19 protein-coding genes are annotated in these 23,500 nt (G+C 41.8%); 18 read left to right on the plus strand and 1 reads right to left on the minus strand.

Going from position 1 to position 23,500, the window contains the following annotated elements; genetic code table 11:
• Positions 1-11: 11 nt before the first annotated feature.
• From QJ036_RS12095 to QJ036_RS12180, 18 genes are all read left to right on the plus strand, one after another.
• The gene (locus tag QJ036_RS12095; protein ID WP_283231625.1) at positions 12-3,161 is read left to right on the plus strand and encodes a type III restriction-modification system endonuclease; all 3,150 of its coding nucleotides are present in this window, start codon (positions 12-14) and stop codon (positions 3,159-3,161) included.
• 57 nt (positions 3,162-3,218) lie between these two features.
• Positions 3,219-4,793 carry a WYL domain-containing protein gene (locus QJ036_RS12100; protein ID WP_283231626.1) on the plus strand — a complete coding sequence of 525 codons (1,575 nt, stop codon included), beginning with the start codon at positions 3,219-3,221 and terminating at the stop codon, positions 4,791-4,793.
• 79 nt (positions 4,794-4,872) lie between these two features.
• Entirely contained in the window at positions 4,873-8,661 is a 3,789-nt protein-coding gene (locus QJ036_RS12105) for a hypothetical protein (RefSeq protein ID WP_283231627.1), read from the plus strand.
• Positions 8,648-10,930 carry a hypothetical protein gene (locus tag QJ036_RS12110; protein ID WP_283231628.1) on the plus strand — a complete coding sequence of 761 codons (2,283 nt, stop codon included), beginning with the start codon at positions 8,648-8,650 and terminating at the stop codon, positions 10,928-10,930. The genes QJ036_RS12105 and QJ036_RS12110 overlap by 14 nt, the downstream gene beginning before the upstream one ends.
• A 14-nt stretch (positions 10,931-10,944) precedes the next feature.
• Complete coding sequence (locus QJ036_RS12115) at positions 10,945-11,280, plus strand: hypothetical protein (protein WP_283231629.1); 336 nt, start codon at positions 10,945-10,947, stop codon at positions 11,278-11,280.
• Positions 11,281-11,456: 176 nt separating this feature from the next.
• Complete coding sequence (locus tag QJ036_RS12120; protein ID WP_283231630.1) at positions 11,457-12,071, plus strand: LexA family protein; 615 nt, start codon at positions 11,457-11,459, stop codon at positions 12,069-12,071.
• 22 nt (positions 12,072-12,093) lie between these two features.
• The gene (locus tag QJ036_RS12125) at positions 12,094-12,285 is read left to right on the plus strand and encodes a translation initiation factor 2 (protein WP_283231631.1); all 192 of its coding nucleotides are present in this window, start codon (positions 12,094-12,096) and stop codon (positions 12,283-12,285) included.
• A gap of 40 nt (positions 12,286-12,325) precedes the next feature.
• Positions 12,326-12,586, plus strand: a complete 261-nt coding sequence (locus tag QJ036_RS12130; RefSeq protein ID WP_283231632.1) for a hypothetical protein — start codon at positions 12,326-12,328, stop codon at positions 12,584-12,586.
• A complete protein-coding gene (locus tag QJ036_RS12135) occupies positions 12,583-13,296 on the plus strand; it encodes an ImmA/IrrE family metallo-endopeptidase (protein ID WP_283231633.1) in 714 nt (237 codons plus the stop codon). The genes QJ036_RS12130 and QJ036_RS12135 overlap by 4 nt, the downstream gene beginning before the upstream one ends.
• Before the next feature lie 561 nt (positions 13,297-13,857).
• Entirely contained in the window at positions 13,858-14,280 is a 423-nt protein-coding gene (locus QJ036_RS12140; protein WP_283231634.1) for a sigma-70 family RNA polymerase sigma factor, read from the plus strand.
• 89 nt (positions 14,281-14,369) lie between these two features.
• A complete protein-coding gene (locus QJ036_RS12145; protein ID WP_283231635.1) occupies positions 14,370-14,570 on the plus strand; it encodes a helix-turn-helix domain-containing protein in 201 nt (66 codons plus the stop codon).
• A gap of 89 nt (positions 14,571-14,659) precedes the next feature.
• A complete protein-coding gene (locus tag QJ036_RS12150; RefSeq protein WP_283231636.1) occupies positions 14,660-15,601 on the plus strand; it encodes a helix-turn-helix domain-containing protein in 942 nt (313 codons plus the stop codon).
• A gap of 22 nt (positions 15,602-15,623) precedes the next feature.
• Entirely contained in the window at positions 15,624-17,024 is a 1,401-nt protein-coding gene (locus QJ036_RS12155; protein WP_283231637.1) for a site-specific integrase, read from the plus strand.
• Positions 17,025-17,097: 73 nt separating this feature from the next.
• Positions 17,098-17,670, plus strand: a complete 573-nt coding sequence (locus QJ036_RS12160; protein ID WP_283231638.1) for a hypothetical protein — start codon at positions 17,098-17,100, stop codon at positions 17,668-17,670.
• 177 nt (positions 17,671-17,847) lie between these two features.
• Positions 17,848-19,599 carry an AAA-like domain-containing protein gene (locus tag QJ036_RS12165; RefSeq protein ID WP_283231639.1) on the plus strand — a complete coding sequence of 584 codons (1,752 nt, stop codon included), beginning with the start codon at positions 17,848-17,850 and terminating at the stop codon, positions 19,597-19,599.
• Between the two features lie 929 nt (positions 19,600-20,528).
• Complete coding sequence (locus tag QJ036_RS12170; protein WP_283231640.1) at positions 20,529-21,212, plus strand: transposase; 684 nt, start codon at positions 20,529-20,531, stop codon at positions 21,210-21,212.
• On the plus strand, positions 21,209-22,129 hold the full coding sequence (locus QJ036_RS12175; RefSeq protein WP_283231641.1) for an IS3 family transposase: 921 nt from the start codon (positions 21,209-21,211) through the stop codon (positions 22,127-22,129). Before QJ036_RS12170 ends, QJ036_RS12175 begins: the two co-directional genes overlap by 4 nt.
• 218 nt (positions 22,130-22,347) lie before the next feature.
• Positions 22,348-22,812: a hypothetical protein gene (locus tag QJ036_RS12180; protein WP_283231642.1), complete on the plus strand. Its 465-nt coding sequence runs from the start codon at positions 22,348-22,350 to the stop codon at positions 22,810-22,812.
• Positions 22,813-22,902: 90 nt separating this feature from the next.
• On the opposite strand, the gene QJ036_RS12185 is transcribed toward QJ036_RS12180, so the two are convergent.
• Positions 22,903-23,500: TlpA family protein disulfide reductase (locus QJ036_RS12185; RefSeq protein WP_331487551.1), on the minus strand; the 598-nt coding region annotated here is incomplete at its 5' end.

Here is a 23,500-nt window from a genome sequence, read left to right on the forward strand (position 1 = left end):
GGAGTGCTGTAATGAAATTTAATTTTAAGATACAGCAATATCAGACGGATGCCGTTGATGCTGTTGTCAAGGTATTCCAGGGTCAGGGATACCACGACAGAATCAGCTATATCCGTGATGTTGGCAAAAAGCAAGAGGTTCAGCAGATGCGGCTGAATGTGGAAATGGATCAGCAGTATTCTCTTGACCTTGGTGAAAATCGTCAGCTGAACATCTATGACATGGATGACGATGATACCGGCTATAAGAATGAAGTTGTTGAATTAAGCGATGAACAGCTGCTGATTAACATTCAGAAGCTCCAGAGCCAGAACAACATTAAGCAGTCCAAAGCTCTGGTTAAGGACTTGGGCAGATGCAGCCTTGATATTGAAATGGAGACCGGCACTGGCAAGACCTACGTATATATCAAGACCATGTTCGAGCTGAACAAGAAGTACGGTTGGAGCAAGTTCATTGTTGTTGTCCCTTCTATCGCTATTCGTGAGGGCGTTAATAAGACTTTTGAAATTACTGCCGATCACTTTATGGAGCATTATGGAAAGAAAGCCCGTTTCTTCATTTACAATAGCTCAAACCTGAACCAGCTGGATAACTTTTCTTCCAGTTCCGGTATCAATGTGATGATTATCAATACGCAGGCTTTCGCTTCCTCTCTGAAAGAAGATGGAAAGAGCAAAGAAGCTCGTATTATATACTCCAAGCGTGACGAGTTTGGTTCTCGTCGCCCAATTGATGTTATCAAGGCGAACAGACCGATTATCATTCTGGACGAGCCGCAAAAAATGGGTGGTGCTGTTACCCAAAAGGCCCTGAAAAACTTTAACCCTCTGTTTACACTGAACTACTCTGCAACCCATGCCGTTCAGCATAATACCGTTTATGTGCTGGATGCCCTGGATGCGTTCAACAAGCGCCTGGTTAAGAAAATTGAGGTTAAGGGTTTTGAAGTAAAGAACTTCCGTGGAACGGACAGCTATATGTTCTTGGAGCAAATTGTTCTTTCGCCTAAAAAACCGCCTATGGCCCGGATTGAGCTTGAAATCGGCTACAACAAATCTATCAATCGTGAGACCCGTATTCTCGGTGTAGGAGATGACCTCTACTATGTTTCTCAGGAAATGGAACAGTACAAGGGATACACCATCTCTGATATTGATCCGTTCCGTGGCACAGTGACCTTTACCAATGGCGAAGTAATCAAAGCCGGTGAAGTTTCTGGTGATGTGTCTGAATCTGATATGCGTAGGATTCAGATTCGTGAGACCATTATTTCCCACTTCGAGAAAGAAGAAAAACTGTTCAACATGGGTATTAAGTCCCTCTCTCTGTTTTTCATTGACGAGGTTTCCAAGTATCGCCAGTATGATGCTGATGGCAACGAACTTCTTGGTGAATATGGGCAGATGTTTGAACAGGAATACCTGAATGTGCTGAATGAGTACATTACCGTTTTCGATACCCCTTACCAGAAATACCTGAGATCCACTTGTAGTGATGTAAGTGCGGTACATAAAGGGTATTTCTCTATTGATAAAAAGACGGGTAGAAGTATCGACAGCCAACTGAAGCGTGGCAGCGAGTTCTCTGATGATATTTCTGCTTATGATTTGATTTTGAAGAATAAAGAGCGTCTGCTCTCCTTTGACGAGCCGACTCGCTTTATCTTCTCTCACTCCGCGTTGCGTGAAGGTTGGGATAACCCTAATGTATTCCAGATTTGTACACTGAAGCATTCCGATAGCCAGACAGCAAAGCGTCAGGAAGTTGGTCGTGGTCTCCGTTTGTGCGTAAACCAGTATGGTAATCGTATGGATGCTGAAAGCTGTGGTGACACTGTTCACGACATCAATATGCTGACGGTTATCGCAAGCGAAAGCTACAAAGGCTTTGTCGAAGATCTCCAGAGTGATATTAAGACGGTTCTCTATGACAGACCGACTACGGCTACCAGCGAATACTTCAACGGTAAGTGCGTCAAGATCGATGTGACTCCGACTCTCATCGACAAGAGTATTGCTGATACCATTGAGTTCTATCTTATCAGCAATGGCTATGTTGATATGAAGCGTAAGGTTACTGATAAGTACCGTACCGATGTGAAGATGGGAACCGTTGCTCCACTGCCTGAAGAAATTCAGCCGATGGCAGATGGTATTCATACCCTGATTCAGTCTGTTTACGATGACAGCGTTCTCAAGAATATGTTTACGGATGGTCACGAGACCAAGGTTAAGGATAACCCTCTGAATGATAACTTTGCAAAGGCTGAGTTCCAGGCACTTTGGAAGCAGATTAATCATCGTTATGCTTATACTGTTGATTTTGATAGTGATGAGTTGATCCGCAAGTCTATTGCTCATATAAATGAGAAGCTATTTGTTGCAGAACTTCAATATACAACGACTGTTGGTAGACAGAAGTCTCAAATGAATGAATACGAGATAAACCGTGGCGATTCATTTATTAGAGAAAGTTCTGGAACATATACATTGAAACATGCTCAGACCAGTCAGATCAAGTATGACCTTATTGGCAAGATTGCTGAAGGTACGGTTCTTACGCGCAAAACTGTTGCAGCAATTCTGAAAGGCTTGAGAGCTGATAAACTCTATATGTTTAAGAACAATCCAGAGGAGTTTATCTCTAAGGTGGGTAAACTTATTAAAGAACAGAAGGCCACCATGATTGTTGAACATATTTCCTACGATCAGCTTGAAGGTGGTTATGATAGCACCATCTTTACGGCTGAAAAGAGTTCCCAGACCTTTGATAAGGCTTTTCATGCGAATAAAGCAATTCAGGACTATGTGTTCACGGATGGCTCTGCCGAAAAGAGCATTGAGCGTCGTTTTGTTGAAGATCTGGATGCTGCGCAGGAAGTTTGTGTTTATGCAAAACTGCCGAAGGGCTTCCATATCCCAACTCCAGTTGGAAATTATTCACCTGACTGGGCGATAGCCTTTTATGAAGGAACCGTGAAACATATTTTCTTTGTGGCAGAAACTAAGGGAACAATGGATAGTTTGAACCTCAGACCTATTGAACAGGCAAAGATTTCTTGTGCGAAGAAACTGTTTAACGAAATGTCTACATGCAAGGTTAAATACCACGATGTAGATAGCTATCAGAATTTGCTGAATGTGATGAAGTCTTTGTAGATCATAATATGTTATGATTGCCGGGAGGTTTTAGTAGATGGAAAATAGAGGTGGAGAATGAGAATCTTAATGCTCGGCAACAGCTTTACATTTGTAAATAACATGCCAGATAAGCTGGCCCAGCTGACAGGGGCAGAAGTAATCCACCACACCCGTGGCGGGGCGCGCCTTGCAGAACAGCTTAATCCGGAAACCAAGATGGGTAGCTTGACTCAGGCTGCACTTCAGAACGAGAAATGGGACTATGTCATTCTTCAGGAGATGAGTAATGGCCCTGTTACGTCAAAAGATAGTTTCCTGAAGAATGTTGGCCTTCTCTGTGAGAAAATACGGGCCAATGGTGCAATGCCTGTTCTTTATGCGACATGGGCTTATCAAAAAGGTGGAAAACAGTTAGCGTCTTTTGGTATGGACTATGATGAAATGTATCAAAAGATGCATGATGCTTATCATGAGGTCGCCGCTCAGAATAGAGCATTGATTGCAGATGTAGGAAAGCGTTTCTATGAATTAGCTGACCGGCAGAACATCTATGCAGAAGATGGATGCCATCCGAATGAATCGGGATCACAGATTGCCGCGCAAGTGATAGCAGATGTCATTCTGGCAGATCAAGCTAAACATACAGAGGTAGTTGTAGAAACAACCGCAGATGACAACGATACCCGCCTGCGAATTCTGTACTTATATCAAATGCTTCTTACTCAGTCTGATGAGGAACATCCGCTTTCAACAAAGCAGATCACCGATCGCATGATGGAACAGCACAATATTCATATGCATAGAACCACCGTACCGAAGGATATAGAGCTCTTAAGGGCAGCCGGCTTTGACATCATTGGCGTTCGCAGACGTGCTTGGGAATATCATCTTGCGGATCGACAGTTTTCCTTGCCGGAACTTAAGCTTTTGATTGATGCCGTTCAGTCTTCTAAGTTTATTACGGAAAAGAAGAGCAAGATTCTGATCGAAAAGCTGATCTCTCTGACAAGTGAGAACAATGCGGACAAGCTGCAGAGAACAGTACATATCACCGGTAGAGCCAAAACTGATAATGAAAAAGGATATTACATCGTGGATGCAATCAACGATGCTATGAACGCCGGAGTTAAGATTTCCTTCCTGTATTTTGATTATGATGGAAAGAAAAAACAGATACTTAGAAACGATGGCAATCCTTACACCGTTAGTCCTTACGATTTGATTTGGGACGGAGATTTCTATTATCTTACCGGCTATTGCGATGAACGTGAAGAAGTTAGAGTTTTTCGTGTGGATCGAATCAAAAAGCAGCCGGAACTGTTGAAAGATATTATGGTCAAACCGCCAAAAGGATACTCTGTTACGAAATACACGCAGGAGGTATTTCGTATGTTTGATACCCAGGAGATTTCTGAAGTGGTACTGTTGTGTGAAAATTCTGCAATGAAATCTATCATTGATCGCTTTGGCATCACAATTCGTACAAAGTCTCTCGATGATGAACATTTTCAGGTCAAGGTTAAGGTCTGCGCCGGACCGACATTCTATCGTTGGGTGTTTGGATTTGATGGGAAAATCAAAATAGTTGGACCGGATGAAATAAAAAAGCAGTACAGAGAACGCTTACTTCGTGCACTTGAAGAAATCTGAGATAGGAGGATACCGACTTGTATTCGGGAGTGAGATTATGTGTAGCTTGTTTGGAAGGCAATGCTTCAGAAAGATAGCTATGGGTCTATTGACCGTGGTGTTATTGTTGATAATTGCTGTTCCAGCTTATGCTGTTGCTGGTACAGATCAAATTGCTGTGAATGCATACGAGGGAGAGGAAAATGCTGAATTTAATGAAGATTCATCGTATTCGGTGAGTCAGTTTTGCTATGGTGAAAGATCAGTTGGTAGTTTTTCGATTGTCGGAAGTAAAGCAACCAACAGAGAAATTTACGGATATGCTGTTTATTATGCGTCCGATGGCATCACACTCCAATATGATTATGATGGTTCTTACCGGACGGATGTCAAGGAAAATTGGAATATAGTATCTAGTGATGAAAAAAGCGTTAATGGAATTTCTGTTTCGAAGAAAATAGGAAATGGTGTACTTATTGTTCAAAAGTCCTATGACCGTATAAAATGGGAGAACGCAATAGAACCGGTTTGCAATTTTTTCACTAACAAAAAAATTGACAGGACAAATCTGTGCTCAGTTTCAGAAGAAGATCTCCGTGCCGGCGTATATTATAGGGTTTATGTTGCATATGAAATGGGGAGAAAAACCGGTAGAGATGCGGGCAGCTTGTGGCCACCTCGTTTTCCATCTGACATTTATGAATATAGATATTGCTTAGAAACATATCAATTTTACGCTTGTTATGGAGGAAATCCTATTGAATTCCGTGATTTGACGACCGGCAATGCTGTTACCTCGGGTGCTACCGTAGAGTCTGGATTTGTTATTGACACAAAAGGATCTACATTTACAGTGACGTTGACAAAAAATGGTGTAACATCTGATGTGACAAATCTGATGACTGTAAAAAATGCAGGAACATATACTATTACTGCGGTTGACACGATTGGAAAGAAATATACTACAACAATCAAAGTCGCTAATGGAATATCTGGTGTAACAATAAGTCCGGAGGTATATGAGAATAAGAAAAATGATGGATACACGGAAGACAATAGAATATCTGGAGCATTATCTTTTGGAGCTAATTCTCACACGGTATTAACTGTTGCCCAAAATTCGACAAACAGCATTACGCAGTCTACGCATAAAGGAATTCCGGCATATGGAATAACTGGAAGTGAAGTTTCTCTTTACTTGAAATTACAAAATTCAGATGTAATGACCCAAAATGGCTGGGAAATTATTGATGATACCTGGGGTAAAAAAACTTCTCAGATGATTTGTGGAGTTGTTACTGGTCAGGTTGATTCCGGAGCTCTGATAATTCAGACGTCTACAGATGGAGTTACGTGGGAAAACGTTGATTTGGGCAAATATTCCACAGGCATTTATACAACAGACTACGAAGCAAATTACGGTCATCGTGGAGATGTGTTGATATATACCCCTGATGGAAAGGCAATCCTAAATGGAGTATACGTGAAAGTGATTTATGCTTACGAAGCAAAACAAGTGGGCAGTAAGACAGATTTGCGTTTTCTTGAAGAGTATGAATTCTATCTTTGTAGTGATGAACTTGGAGCAGTAGCATTCCATAATCTTTCTGTTGGTGATCAGATGAGTGAGATCGCAGAAGAATATGATGATGTTACTGCGGATATTTATCAACATTCCGAGACAATGCAGACGGATGCGTACACTGTTTCAGGATTTTCAATTGATACCTCTTTAAATCCGACAGTGACTTACAGTGTAAAAAAAGATGGTACCACAATTGCCATTCCGTCTAACCACCAGTTTACTGAAACTGGAAAATATGAAGTTACGCTTACAAGTGCTGCAAATTCAAAGAAAACAGTAACAATCTATGTTGATAGGATGACAACGGAGGACGCACTTCGATATTACTTTGGTGAGGCCTTTATAACTGGTAAAAGAATTTATTCTGATGGAGAGTATGCAGTATTCGAAGGAGGATTGACTTCATATCATATTGCTGAGGTGGATCAGTATCATTTGCCTTTGAGTGGCCAAATAAAAAATATGACCACCGGAGAAGTAAGTATTATTAATGCGACCAGAAGTTCGAAGACAGGATATTTTAGTGTTCCAGGAGAATATGTTGTAACACTTACAACTAATGCGGATTTTAATACATCTGATGCGTCAGGTGATTGTAAAACATTTACTTTTCATTTTGAGATTATAGCAGAGGGTACAGCACCCGGACCAGTCGTGAATCAGCGCAGCCTCGTGGAATACGCAAAAACTGCAGTAACAGACTCATATCCTGTTTACTATTCGTTGACTTATCCAAGTGCATCAACGGGATATATTACATTGGCTTTTAGTTCAAGAGAAGAAGCTCTTGCGTATGCTTATGATTATGAAAAAGGAATGGTTGAACAACAAAAAGATGGTTCTTATCGTTACATAGGATCGTTTATTGTTTCGCAAAAAGAAAAATATGATTCAGCTTGGGATTTAACTGATGCAGTTAACTTCTTCGCAGAACAGGCAATTCAGGTGGGGTATTTTGATCTGTCAAATGAATTTACTACGCTTTCATTAAGTGATTCGGTCATTGAATCAACACCGAACTTAAGAACACTGGAACTAGCTAGAAGTGTAACTATATTTGCACCGAACCAGAAGACAGAACTTACGAATGTGGATGCTCTCCCAATTATTGCCCAGAAACCATATAGCTTTTTGACGGCTGGTTCCTCGGGACATGTCAGCAATGGAACCTATGATTTTAAGTTCGTTCAGGATAAATATAAATGCGATTCGAACTCAGTGGTAATTTTCGATTGTAACGGTAAAGAATATAAAATTAATTATAATCAGGGTGTTGGGGCTCAGCTTGCTCAACAAAATTGTCCGAGTGGAGTGGTGACAATTAGAGAAACTACCATCTATGGTGATGTCGCAGAGTATCAAGCTGTTTTTATCGCCGAAGGCGAGAATACCTCCTCCTTGACATTGACCTATCATAGTAAAGATGGTGAGAAGAACAAGACGTATACCCAATCGGATGATGGGGTCAGTATTGAAACTGAAGCTTTCTCTGTTAAGAGCCTTGTTGATGAATTAGATCCGTATGGTCTGGTAATAATTTCAGATGGACGAAATGAATTCTTCTATGCTGCTGACCAGGAGAGTAAAGGAATTTGGTCAGATCCTGGCGAGTATCAAGTGAAAGTTGTTAATCGTCTGGGATATTATTATGTAATAAATGTGACTGTAGTGGAGTCGGATTATACTACTATTCGATTTAATGGAAACGGGACTGAATCTCCTCAAGATATTTTAACCACCTATGGTGCACAGAATGTAAAATTACCAGTTCTGACAAGGTATGGCTTTAATCTTATCGGTTTTGAAGATGAATCGGGTACTTTGTATAGCAATGAGATTTCGACAATTTCCTTTAAAGGATCTGTTGTTCTTGATGCGGTTTGGCAAGCCAAGCAGTTTACGGTTACTCTGCAGAACCCGCAGGGTGATGAGATAAGTACACTTGTAATGGATTTTGGTAAGGAATACGAATTACCAGTTATAGATGTTGAAAGCGGCTTGACCTTTAAAGGATGGTCATTAAATGGAACCATTTTAGAATCAAACCTCATCACAATAGAGTCTGAGGGAGATATCACTCTTACGGCTGTAGTATCAGGTTCTGCTGACATTGTAGACAATGTAGGCAGCTCTACAGATTCTTCAGTCGAAAAAAATTCTTCATTCGTTTTGGTCATAGTTGGAATTGCTGTGATTTTTCTAGTGATTCTTTACGGTATGCTAGTTAGAAAAAAACACGCTCAACGTAAGAACTCTATGATGAATGACTATACAGGGGAAGGAGACGACAATGATGAGAAATAAAAGGCTATTAAGCCGGAGAATCGTTTCTATTCTTCTTGTTGTATCGATGCTGGTAACATTATTATCAGGATGTGGAAGATTTAATTATTCAGGGGATGAGGCACAATCAGGTAGTAATAATTATAATCCTGTTAACGCTGAACCGATTGTTGAATCGTTTATTGAAGGAAACTTGGACAATCTTCCAACAAATGAATCTACTTTACCGATAACGCCATTATCTACCACAGTAGAGGACTACCAAGGAGATATAGAAACCTTTGTTTATGGTCTCATGGTAAACCAGTTGGAGTATATTTATGATGTGTTTCCGGCGAAAGTAGAGTTGTTAGACGGTACATCTGTTTATGGTATTGCCTATACAGATTATAAAGATTGTTATACTAACGAGGAAGAGACTGTATTTTGCTTTGAGGCAGGTTTCATTCCTTTCGTTGGAGAAGTTGAAATTCCAGATGAAGATTTTAACTCAGGTTTAACAATTACTAATCTAGATGATAGTGTTGATAATACAATCTTTATTCTGGGATATGGAAGTGGCGCATTCACAGAGCATTGTGTTGTGTATGGACAGTATGTTAAATATGGAGTGGACGAAAGTGGCAGATTTTTTTTCACTGCTGAAAAGTATACGCGCGATTACTGTGATTCAAGCTTAGGTTCATTATACTCATATGATGAGTCAAAATATGTATATGACATTGATGTAGGTAATTATATCAATGTAACTGGGAGTTCGATATATTCTCAAATTGACTATGATGAACTACAGACGGAGATTAATAGAATTTTAGAAACACAAGACGCGAATCTTGTTTCGGTAGATATAGAATCATGTGCTTATATTGCGCAGGATGCAGTAATAAACTGTCTGCTGTCAATGCAGGAAGAAACCTTTCTTGGATACAGTGTTGCTGAACTGGTTGAAGCGGTTGAAGAACTTGATCCTATGCAGTGTTTTAGGGTGATTGACGGAGGACCTGTAGTAATAGATCTCGACTATGATGGAGGAGCCGATGCTCTTACAAAATGGTTAGTAGGAACAGGGTGCGTCATTGTTACAGCTGTTGCAATGGTAGGATCAGTTGTATTTGTTGAGTGTCCTCCGCTTTCGGCTTTATCAAGTGCAATGGCGGGAACTGCTATTGAAATTTTTATGGAGGTAGTTGTTTCCGGAGAAACGCTTGATAACATTAATTGGGGTAAGGTAGTAATTGCAGCAGCCACCGGTGCTGTCAGCGGTTACCTTGGGCCATATGTCTATGCTTCGACAGCGGGTGCTGGTTATTTCTTAGCTGATTCATCTTTGGACGGGTTGCTTGGTGGTATTGAGCGTGCAGCATCAGCATGGCTCGAAGGTGAGGATGGTGTAGAAATAATTAAGTCATTTGGATATGGTGTTGCTCTTGGTTTTGCGTTAAGTGCGGGATTTAAGGCTGCAGGGGGCGTTGCGGAAAAGCTAACGACCAAAATAGGACCGAGTATTTCCAAGCTTACCGAAAGAGTATTTCCTAAGCTTACCGGAAAAATCAGCACTCTTTCATCTACAATAAGCAAGGGTATATACACTCTGAAAAAGACGGCAGACTCAAGCGTATTCCATAGTGAGTATATTTCTAGAAAATTAGCTTTGCGGCAGATTGAAAGAATACTTGAAGATGGTGCGGACGACTTAGCAAAAAAGGCTATAGATCATCTGTCGCCTGAGGACATAGTTGATTCAAATGGCAGCGTTATTTCAAAGGATATGCTGAGAGATATGTTTAATGATGCTGATGACGGAGCGATTCTTGCCTATTATAAGAAAGGCACTGAACTAGTTCAGATTGTGAAGAAGAATGGAATGGTTGGAATAGTTTTTGATTCCTCAAAATACCAGACTGTTACTCTTCCAAATGGAATTTCGGGTAATCGCTTAGAGAATTTTGAAGAAGCTGCAAAGATCTTAAAAAAGCAATGGCTAGATGACCCCACTCTGATTCCAGAGTCATTAGCGATTTCCATAAAGAAGAGCGGAATAGATTTAGAAGATATGGACGCAAAAAAAATAGTGAGTATTATTCAGCAGAGTGATTGGGTAATGCATGAGAACATCGATTTGGCTACAATTACTCTTGTCCCTAGGAGTATTCATAATGTTGTTGAAGGGGGAATTGCTCATATGGGTGGAGTCGGATTGGCAAAATATCTGAAAAGCCATATGAGTATGGAATTTTTTGAGCGCTTTATTTCTGCAGCAGCGACTGGTGCTATACAGGCTACAAACTGAGGAGGTGAATGGTAATGTTTTTCTCAAAGCCTTGGAAAACAAACAAAATAGAGTTAGAGCGACTTTATAAAAAGCGACAAGATCTTGAACAGATAAACGAAGGAAAAGTCTTACCTGGCAGTGAATTGGATAAGGTATATAAAGAAATAGATTTGTTAATCGAAGGAGAATACGCAGAATCAGTATTTGCATATTACGTTAAAAAACGACCAGCACTTATACGCATAAAAACTGGTGAAATTGTTACTTGGGATGATGCATTTGGAAACTCGTTTGAAAAAGTATCCAAGAGTTTGCGCCATTCTCTTGTAGGTCTTGTTGAAGGCGGAGGACGTTATAAAATAAAATAACGAGAAATAGAGAGAAGGTGTCGCTATCCGGCGACACCTTCAGCCGTTCCGGCTACTTTTATCTTGAAAAGTACTCATGCGTGAGTTATACTATGCCTATCATAAACGATTCGTTTATGATAGAAGAAATGATGATATGTTTGCACAATAATGTGCTTAGAAAGTGAGGATCCACTATGAGACAGAAGGACCCGCAGCTGATGGAGAGTATTTCAATCTATATAAGTGATTATTATCTGCAGTCTGGAAGGATACCGTCTACGGCAGAGATTGCAAAGGAGCTGGGTATCTGTAAGGCGACTGCATACAACTATCTGGTAGAAATGGATGCCAGGGGAATGCTCGAATATAAGGATGGTAAGGTTGTTACTTCCTCAATGGAGAAGATCAAGGTGGATCGCGAGCCGGTAATGGCTCTCGGTAAGATTGCCTGCGGTGAACCGGTTCTCGAAGAAGAAAATCTTCTATACAGGACTTCCCTCCCCACGGCTATTTTCGGCAGAGGTCCCTTCTACATTTTATATGCAAAGGGTGACTCTATGGTGGATGCGGATATCGATGAAGGCGATATTCTTGTAATCCGCAAGAATGCTGAGCCCCATGTTGGAGATATCATTGTTGCTCTGGATGAAAACAGTGAAAATACATTAAAGCTTTTTGGAGGGCTTGATCCTGAATCTGGCAAAGTCATTTTAAAATATCAGAACAAGGCCGTATATGGAGACAAGGTCATCCTGGTAAAGGAGCTTGTATGCCAGGGCGTTCTCAGCCATATCATCAAAGAAAGATAACTGTCAGGAGGCGATTTTGCAAATGAAAACCTATGATGTGAAATGCCCAATATGCGGACATGTTAATCACAATCTGTTCCTGGAAGAAACTGACGGTTGGATGGAATGTGAAAAATGCAGATCCATGGCCCGTTCCGAGAATTTCGGTGAGATGATCCGGCTTCCGATTGTCAAGCTGAAGCCTTATTCGGAATACAAAGCGGCACATGCGTAAGTTAGGAAAAAATAGAATCATGATCCGGAGGAGCACTGTTATGAGAAAGCAGTATGTAAGTGTGGAAAGCATTTGCTATCCCGATGGCTCCATCCGCCCGATGAGGATTATCTGGGAGGATGGCAGAACCTGGGATATAACGAGAGTCCTCCATATGGCCGAGCCGGTCACAGATGAATTTGAAGGAATTCGCTACACGATATTAATCGGCAGTGCGGAAAAATACATATACCGGTCAGGTTTGAAGTGGTACGTGATCGTATCGGAAGAACCGATCCATGTGGAGGTTGATTCATCTTGAAGAAGTTTATTCCAAACAAGGAGCTCGACGAGCTTGGAGAAGGGCTGGTCCTGACCCAGATTAAGAAATCAGGAATGACATGTCTTCCGAAATGTGTGGATATAGAAGGCATAGCAAATTCACTTGGACTCAATATTGTTTATGAAGTGTTTGCCGAGGAGGATCTTGATAAGATCGGCTTTCTGGCAGATGGAAGAACACCTTTGAAGATTATGCGCTCAGGCAGAATCGTTCCATTTCTTTTCCCTTTGGGAACGATTGTTGTGGAGACGAGTCTTCGAAGAGAACGGGAGAGTGGGAAAAGACGCTTTACCATTGCGCACGAGGTGGCTCATTTTGTGATTGAACGTCACCATCCGGTCGCGCAGTTTCAGCGTTCCTTTGATTCGGAACGAAATTATGATGCAGAGGAATTGAGACAGCAGTTTAATCTGGTTGAGGCTCAGGCGGATAAGCTGGCAGCGTCTCTTCTGATGCCGTTCTTCATTGTAGAGACTGCATTGAAGGATTATAACAATGGAAACAAGCTCAGGATCTACGGAGATAATGTGCTGGCTCCGGCGGATCGAATTAAAATAGAAAAGATGGCAGCACAGATCGGAGTATCCTTTACGGCACTTCTGATCAGACTGAGACAATTTAAAATGCTGGAGTATCATCCGATCAGCGAATACATTGAATCGGTATTGTTGACGGAGGTGAACGCATGAATGAACCGGTTTTAACATTCAATCCAAGGTTCCCCACTCCGTCGGCAGAGGTGCAGCATAGAATTCTTCTTTCCAGGAAAGCTGCAGAGAAAGCAGGATCCAGAGAGATGCGATGCCCGGTATGTGGATTCAAGGTAACGGATGTTCCTTTGACGCAGACGGAAGTGGTCTATGTCAAATGCCGTAAATGCAAATTCGAAGGGCCTTTAAGTCCGGCATATTTCCGAAGGCTAAAGAGATACCGCGTTTACAACGGTCCCTGTACCGGAGGACGCATGAAACGGTAAGAATGATAACTGAATAAGCAACAATATCAACACGAACTTTTAATCGAGCAAGCGGAGCCGGTCATTGATCGGATAATCTACCAAGCGCCGTACGAAGCAAGTTTTGAATAATGGGATAACTGTATCCTGTTATTCGACTTATTTCGACGGCGCTTTTTTTGATGCAACAGAGGAGCAACTGGTTATATCGCTTGTTTCGCTACCATCCGCCATCTCGATTGCTTCGTGCGGCCCTTTGAGTCCTGTCCCGGCGACTGCTTGGGAAAGGACTTATATGATTTTTAAGTATGAAATGGCCTGCAGAGAAGCAGGTATGACCGACGAACAGATCAGAGAGATTTACAACCTGTTTAATGCAGACTATCAGAGGCTGTTCAGACGTAAGAAGGCAAAAGAAAGAAGCAAACTGGATTTTTTAGCTGTAGAGGGAATGAGAGGTCCGGATGGAGAGTTTGGCACCTTTGAAATTCCGGATGAGTCTGTGGACATTGAGGAAGAGATTATTCACAAACTGGAGCTGGAACGCCTCAGGGAGGTACTGGCAATGCTTACAGAAGAGGATCGTAGGTTTATCCTCGAATATTTTGAGGGGAAGGGCAGATTCCTGGATGAGCTTGCGGCAAGATACGGACTTACCAGAAATCAGGCAATTGGAAAGAAGAAGGCCATCATCAGACTGCTGAAAGAACTGTATTGAAAGGTTTTTAATACACGACTGTCGTTATCCGTAAACACCTGATAAGTGAAGGGCTTTTAATAATTCGATTCATAGAAGAGGTGATAAGTGTGGAGAAGAGATGTTATTCAGTGAAGGAACTGCAGGATATTCTGGAGATCAGCCGCCAGTGCGTATATGAGCTATTGAAGAAGAAGGAATTCCGCTGGGTCCTGATAGGCGGGAAATACCGTATTTCAAAGAAAAGCTTTGATGAATGGCTGGACAAGGGCAGCGAGAGGCTGCCGGGGCCTGAAGCATCACAGGAATAAAATGCAGAAAATCGGACGAAAACAGGTCCCGATCGGCATCCTAACAATTTGAAGGAGAAAGCGGTATGCTTTTGAAAGGGAGGGCAGATATGGAGGAGCATAAAGATATCAGTGAGGAAGATTTTCGGAAGTGGGCGGATGAGATCATAGAGCAGAGCCCGTATAAGAGAAAAGCCGGAAAGAAAAAGAAATATATGACGGTTCATGAAATGGGAGATCTCCTTGGGCTGAAAAAGACAGAACGTTATTGGCTGGTTCATAAAGGATATTTCAAAACCGATGAAACACCCTATGGAATGCGTGTGGATATTGAAAGCTTTGAGGACTGGTATGCGAATCAGGTGAAATACCGGAAAGTGACCGGAGAGGAACCGGGGCTTGAACTGAAGAGGCATTCTTATTCCGCAAAGGACATTGCCGGGCTTCTGGATATCGGGGAATGGCAGGTCTATGACGAAATGAAGCGCGCACAGGTTCCGTTTATTATCGTCAATTTCTGCAAGCGGTTCCCTGTTGAAGCGTTTGAAAAATGGTACGGAAAACAGACCAAATATAAAAAGGTTGAAGAAAAGGATGAAAAGCTGGAGGAATCTACCATGCGAATGCCGGAGATGGCAAGGCTGCTTGGCGTTCCAAGGAGTACCGTCTATTCCATTCTCAGCAGTAATGAGGCAGCTATTGAAACGGTTGTGATCGGTGATCGCAGGCGTGTGGTTAAGAAAAGCTTTTATGAATGGTACAAAACCCAGAACAAATATCACCTTGTGGGAGGTGATGTGCCGATTGCCATTGAAAAGGAGAGTGATCCCCGGCTTGAGCTGATGAGAAGAGATATCTATCATATGGACGGCTCTGCAAAAAATATCGGCAATACGGAGAATCTTACCATACGCGAGGCAGCGCTGCTTGCAGATGTGAATCCGGCAACCGTTTCAAAGTGGGTAACTACCGGAAGAATTCCGCATGTGAAATTCGGAAAGATGATTCGTATCCCAAGAGAAGCGTTTGAAAAATGGCTGACCGATCAATAACAAAAGAAGGAGGGGCATGCAAATGGCATCTATTGTCGAAAGAAGGAACAGATTTTGTGTGGTTTACAACTACAAGGACCGCGATGGCAAGCGCAAGCAGAAGTGGGAAACCTACAAAACCATGCAGGAAGCAAAGCGAAGAAAAAATGAAGTGGAATATCGTGCCGATATCGGTGAACTGGTGGTTCCACATTGTAAGACTTTGAAGGAGCTGGTGAATGAATATATTGCTCTTTATGGGAAAGAACGCTGGTCCTTATCCACCTATTCTTCCAATGTGGCGACTTTTAATAATTATGTGCTGCCAATCATAGGAGACGATAAGCTGGAAGATATCAATACCAGATTTATTGAGAGGTATTACCAGCGCTTATTGAAAACGCCGTCGGTAGTCAATCCGGCTACAGGGAAGCGGGCGTCCGAATATGTAACCCCATCCACGATTCGGGATGTTCACAAACTGCTCCGAAACTGCTTTCATCAGGCGGTTAAATGGGAAATCATGCAGAAAAATCCCTGTCAATACGCAACGGTACCCAAATATAAGAGCGAAAAGCGCCAGATCTGGACTGCGGAAACTCTGATGCAGGCCTTGGATCTGTGTGATGATGATCGCCTGAAGCTGGCACTTAATCTGGCTTTTTCCTGCTCCCTTCGCATGGGCGAGCTCCTTGGACTGACCTGGGATTGCGTTGATATCACACCTCAGGCGGTGGCAGAGGGGAATGCATATATTTACATCAATAAGGAAGTGCAGCGTGTTGAGAAGAATGCCATCAAGGAGCTGGACGGGAAGGACATTATCATGGTTTTTCCGGAGGAAAGCAAGCTGAATAAGACGGTTCGTGTTTTGAAGACACCAAAAACAGAAAGCAGTATTCGAAAGATTTTTCTTCCTAGATCTGTGGCAGTGATGCTGGAAAAATGGAGAAAATCCCAGAATGAGATCAAGGATGTCCTGGGGGATGAATACCAGGATTATGATATCGTGCTGGCGACACCTTATGGCTTGCCGACAAGCGGATCCTCTTTGCGAAAAGCATTGAATGACCTCATTAAAGAGCATGATCTGCCGCCGGTAGTATTTCACAGTCTTCGTCATACCAGTGTCACATACAAGCTGAAGCTGAACGGCGGTGATATCAAAGCGGTTCAGGGCGACTCCGGTCATAGCCAGATCAATATGGTCACCGACGTGTATAGCCATATTATTGATGATGATCGAAAGCGCAATGCAGAGCTTTTCGAGGAGGCCTTTTATAATAAGCGAAATCTGGACCCGAGCATGAGAGCAACCGCCAGTGGTAAGACGGTGGAGCTTCCTACTACAGTGGATGCAGAGCTGCTGGCAAAGGTATTGTCGAACCCGGAGATGGCGGCGCTGCTCAGCGCACTGGCCAAGGGGATGGAGCAGAAACAGTAATTGAGAGATTCGCATGGATTGAAGACTATGTGATGTCAGCGAGAACATGATCAGTTCTTTGCGGTTGGAATGTATGAAATATGGAGATGGTGAGAAAATGGCCAGATATTATAAAGGAAAAAGAATAGGAGCCGATGTGTATACCATAGGGAAATTCGGAAAAGGACTTCGAGAGATTCTGGATACGGAAAATCCATTGCTGTACTCTGATGGAAGATATCCCACAAAGCTTTCGGCAGAGGATTTGCCGGAGGATTATATTGCGTTCTCCAGCCGTGCGATCTGGTATATGAATGGGTATATCCGAACGTCGGGAATTATTGATATGAAATATAGATGGGTGAAGGAGAACCATCTGTTCAAGGATGACTATATTTATATTTCTTACCATGGTCCGCTGAAAGAAGTTGTCGGAAGATGGGGATTTATTGATATAGAAGCTTATGATGTATGCGTCTGTGGGAACGATATTATAAGGATCGTACTTGCGGCAGAAAAGTATTCCGGTTTTGATACTGCTGAGATCAGAGATGAAATTGAGAAAAAGAGAGTGTGGCTCAGAGACCATGAGCCCGAGTTTTATCAAAGCTTCGTCGGTGAAGACAAGGATATTTTCGAATTATGGACAGAAAAGGGTTATGTTTAACGGATGATGCGGATAGTTTAGCAGTCATACATAAAAGTGTGTGGCTGCTCTTTTTTAAAACGGGAACTGAATGGTTGAAAAACGAGAACTAAAAATACAAAACGAGAACCAAACATTGATAAAATGAGAACCATATGCTATAATAAGTATGCAATGAAAGAGAGAGGAGCAAAGCGTATGAAATATTACACGACAAAGGAAGCTGCAGAACTCCTGGGTATAACAAAACGGTATATAACTAAACTGTGTGCCAGCAAAGCAATTTCTGGTGCAGAGAAGAAGGGAAGCAGATGGATGATTCCGGAGACTTTTATTGCAGAAAAGAATAATCGGAATATCCCCAAACGGGTATTTAATACGACTGGGATCTGTGATCCGTCAGAACATTATATGGTGGATTTGACGCAGCGACTTTTCGAAGTCAGGAAACTCGTTGATGAAGGAAAATATTTTACGATCAATCGAGCAAGGCAATTTGGAAAGACAACTACGCTGCATGCCCTGGCAGAATATCTGAGTCAGGACTATCTTGTTATCAGTATGGATTTTCAGATGCAGATGAGTGATGCAAAATTCAGAAATGAGAACAGCTTCTCTCAGGCATTTGCCAGAGCCTTTGAAAATTCATTTCGAATTACGGAAAGTAGCAAAAGTCAGGAATATCAGGTTGCTTTAAAGGCGTTTACGGAAGAACGGCAAGAGGCCGGTGAGCAGTTTGAATTGGTAGAATTGTTTCAGGCACTCAGCAATCTTTGTGCAGCCATTCCAAAGAAGATAGTGCTTATGATCGATGAAGTCGACAGTGCGACAAATAATCAGGTCTTTCTGGATTTTCTCGCACAGTTACGCGGCTATTATATTAACAGAAGTCGATTTGCAACATTTCAATCAGTAATCCTCGCCGGAGTATGTGATATTCGAAATCTGAAGCGTAAAATGCGACCGGATGAGGAACATAAAGATAATAGTCCATGGAACATTGCTGCGGATTTTGATATTGATATGAGTTTTTCTACAGAACAGATCAATGGCATGCTTCTTGATTATGCTTCTGAACATGATACTGCCATAGATACAAACCTGATTGCCGGAGAAATCTATGACTACACTTCCGGCTATCCGTATCTTGTATCCAGAATTTGTCAGCTGCTGGACGAAATGTACGAAGCCGGAATGCGTGATAGCTGGACCCATGCAGGGGTTTTGGAGGCGGTCCGCAAACTGGTTAGGGAATCGAATTCTTTATTTGAAGATATGGCAAAGAAGGTGAAGGATTACCCTGATCTGGGAACCATGCTGCGGGATATTTTGTTTTGCGGCAAAGGAATTCCGTTTAATCTGGGAACAGAATTGGTATCAATTGGTGCCATGTTTGGCTTTTTGAAAGATGAAGATGGACAGGTTGCGATATCAAATAGAATTTTTGAAATCTGGTTTTATAACCTTTTCATTGCGCAGGACGCGATCGACAGTAAGACGTATGATGTCGGGCAGCAATTGAAGGGGCAGTTTGTCACAGAAAGTGGCCTGGATGTGGAGAAGATTCTGAAGAAATTTGTGGAGCACTTTACAGAAAGCTTCGGTAATAGTACGGATACATTTGTAGAAGAGAACGGAAGAAAACTGTTTATGTTGTATATTCGTCCTTTGATCAATGGCATCGGAAACTATTATATTGAGGCGCGTACACGCAGCATGGGACGTACGGATCTGATTATCGATTATCTGGGAAACCAGTATATCATCGAAATGAAGATCTGGCGCGGAAATGAGTACAATACTCGTGGAGAGGAGCAGTTGTTGGGGTATCTTGATGATTATCATCTCGAGCGAGGTTATATGCTCAGCTTTAACTTCAACAAGAACAAGAAGCCGGGGGTAAAGGAGCTTCATTTTAAGAATCATACGCTGATCGAGGCAGTGGTGTGATCAGTCATCCTCGTCATCATCCCTCCTGTTAGGTGCAATGTACGACAGGAGGGATTTTTTATCATATTGCCCTTTTATCTTTTGATATGACTCAAACGATTTCTAATATTAACATTAATGCGCTTATTGTATATAATAATAAACATTTTTTGACGAGACGCCCCTTAGCTATAAGGAAATTAGCGGAAATGATTTGATAGAATTTCCGCTAAATGCCATCAGATTTCCGATAGACGCTGTAAGATTTCCGAAAGTATCTTCCAAGAACAGTTGCTGAAATGCTGGTCAACCAGGATGTTCATAGTGTTAAGGGAAAGGTCAGCAGTAATATTGGGAAGATCATTGAAGCCATTATCGATGATGAGCCACAACACCTTTCCTTTTGAAAAAGCGGTAGTCCGATTTGTCACATCACGGCAAAAACCCGGCACAGTGGCAGTAAATACTCTACCCAAAACCGGAAAAATGGTGTATAATATTGATACTTACATGGATTTCCATGTGGTTTCAGATGAAAATTGAATATGTCATCAATTCCGCAGAGCAATGTGGAATTGGTGGTCGTTTTATGATGTTGGCAGCAAGATATATGCTTCCCATGGCAGTTTGGTAGCATCCCCGCGATTAGAAAGAGCTAATGATTTTCTAATCCGGAGTGCCCGGCTTAACGTGGCAGGGATGATTTCAGGCCAACAATGTGAGTATCCCCTCAGCTAACAAAGCCAGGGAATACAGGCGGTTTCGAACCTCAGGTCGGCTAAGAAGTGAAAAGAACACACAATAGGGTGTTCCTCTCCTAAGCGGTAGGTCGGGTGTTCGAATCACCTCGGGAACGCCAAAAACTCCGCCGGAAAGCCCAGTAAAATGATATACTCCCCATATGGTAGACAATGGAAATATCCAAAATCTATCATATGAGGAGCATTTTTATGTCTAAAAAGAAATATAGCAAGGAATTCAAATTGAAGGTGTTAAAGGAACATGAAGAGGGAGCTTCTTTTTATTCTTTAGAAGAGAAATATGACATTGTGTTTGGTACAGTAAAACGATGGAATGCAGCTTTCAAAGCACATGGAGAAACGGCTCTTGATCACCACAATAGCAATCTATGTAGATATTCTGCGGAGTTTAAGCAAAGAGTCGTTTCTGACTATTTATCCGGAGGTGGTTCTTTCAAATCTATTGCTGTAAAATACGGTATTCACGCAGAAAGTACTGTTTTAAAGTGGGTAAAGCAGTATAATAGTCATGAGGAATTAACTGATTCACGAAAGGTTGGGGATTATCTCATGGCAAAAGATATCAAGTCAAGAAAGACAACTCTTGAAGAGCGTATAAGAATAGTTGAGCATTGTGTCTTGCATTCAAATGATTATTCAGCGACTGCAAAAGAATTTAATTGTTCGTATGGGCAGGTTTATTCGTGGGTAAATAAGTATAGCAAAAAAGGTGTCGATGGTCTTAAAGACGGTCGTGGGCGTAATAAATCAGTGGATGAACTGAGTGAATTGGAAAAACTCAGAGCTGAGAATAGACTATTGAAAGCAGAAAAGAAACGACAACAAATGGAGATTGATTTATTAAAAAAACTCGAAGAAATCGAGAGAAGGTGACACTGCGCAGAATAAGACATTATGATTCATATATTGCTATAAAGGAGCTTTCTGAAGAGCATTCTGAATATCCGATCAGTACTATGTGCGAAATTCTGAAAATCAATAGAGCTGCCTACTACAAATGGAAAAATCATACTAACAGCGAAAATGATGACCTTAATGAACTTATAGCGAAAAAGGTTCTTGAAATTCATGGAGAACATCCTGATATGGGCTATAGACGCATCAGGGACACTCTTGCACATGATCATAACATAAATGTCAATGATAAAAGGGTCTTGCGAGTATGTCGTAAGAAAAAAGTTCAATCTTATATAAAACACAGATATAATTGCTGCACGAAACCAGCTTCAGACCCGGCTTATATTGCTGAAAATGTGTTAAATCGTGAGTTTAAGTCAGATAAACCTAATGAGAAATGGCTTACAGATGTGTCTGAATTTAAATATGGGACTGGTGATGATGAAAAAAAGGGAAAAATATATTTGAGTGTCATACTGGATCTGTGTGGAAAGCGCCCTGTGGCATATGAATACAGTGATCATAATGATAATCCTCTTGTATTTAATACTTTTGATAAGGCATTAGCAGCGAATCCTGGAGCAACGCCTCTTTTTCATTCTGATAGAGGCTACCAGTATACTTCCAAAACCTTCCGCCAGAAGATAGTTGATGCCGGAATGACCCAAAGTATGTCAAGAGTTGTCAGATGCATTGATAATGGTCCTATGGAAGGATTCTGGGGAATTATGAAACGTGAAATGTATTATGGGAAAAAGTACAAAACTAAGGACGAACTGATAAGAGCAATTGAAGAATATATAGATTATTACACAAATAAGCGGGTACAAAGAAATCTTTGTATCTTAACTCCACAGGAGTATTATGAAAAGCATCTGCTGGAAGCAGCATAAAAGCTGCCCGACATAATACCGGGCAGAAAATATTTTTTGCTTTTTTTAATTGTCTACTTGACGGGTAGCACACCAAAATCAAGGGTTTCCGGCGTTTTTTCATTTTTATGGGAAAAGAGAAAAATCGTGAAAATCGAAGATACGGACGGAAAGCAGAAGCGTGTCCTAAATAAAAAGGAGACAACCCTTGCCCAGCAGAAACAGCAGGCAATCAAGGTGTGGACAGCTATGAGGATTTGGTTGCTCTCACAGACAAGCTGACTTCTCGCTTCTCTGAACTTTCCGATTCCATTAAGGCGGCTGAGAAACGGATGGTTGAGATTGGAGCATTGCAGACGCACATCAATAATTACTCCAAGACCAGAAAGACCTACGAAGCATACCTCAAATCCGGGTACAGCAAAACGTTTTTTGAAGAACATCGTGATGAGCTGATGCTGCATAAAGCGGCGAAGCAAGCCTTTGACCAGCTGGATGGAAAAAAGGTTCCTTCCCGTCACGCTCTTCATGAGGAGTTTAACCGGCTCCTAGTTGAGAAAAAACAAGCCTATGCGGAATATCGTCAGGTGAAGAAAGAGATGCAGGAATATCTGATTGCCAAGCAGACGGTTGAGCATATCTTGGGTATTGACCGTCACAAACGAGTGGAAGAGAAGAAACAACAAAAAGAAGAACAGCGCTGAAGGCAGAGAAAGAGCCACGGTCCATTCCGTTTTGGAGTGTGAGGCCGTGGCCACTTTTTTGCATTTTACTTCGATATAATATGCTGATCATCACCTGTCGGAAATAATCATGTCAATTCCTTGCTGCAAGGTTTCTTCATCAATTGCACCCGTTGCTTGAGCGATTGCGTTTCCCTCCTCATCAATAAAATATGTGGTAGGCAGTGAATAAACACCGTAGGTTGCAGCGGCATCCTGATCTGTATCGTAAAATACCGGGAAAGAATAGCCCTGTTCTGCGATGAAAGCAGATGCAGTTTCCACAGTCTCTCTGGAGCCATCGGTCATATTGATGATGAGAAACTGTACTTCTTCACCAATTTCCAGATACTTTTCGTTAAAATCAGGCATTTCCATTTTACATGGACTACACCAGCTTGCCCAGAAGTTTAGGACAACGGATTTCCCGATAAAATCCGAAAGATGAACTTCATTTCCATCCAGATCGTAAACTGTAAAATCCGGTGCCAATATCTTTTCTGACTCATTCTCTTGTGTTGTTGGAGTGGAGGCTTCTGTGGATTCGGTTTCCTGCGGTGTTTGTGTAGCAAGCAGATTGGGAGCCAGTTTCTGTCCAAGCTGTTTATATAGAATTCCTGCGCCACCTAAAATGAGAACAAACACAAGAACGAGTATCATTATTATCTTC

Source organism: Fusibacillus kribbianus, assembly GCF_030053595.1.
Taxonomy (GTDB): domain Bacteria; phylum Bacillota; class Clostridia; order Lachnospirales; family Lachnospiraceae; genus Lientehia; species Lientehia kribbiana.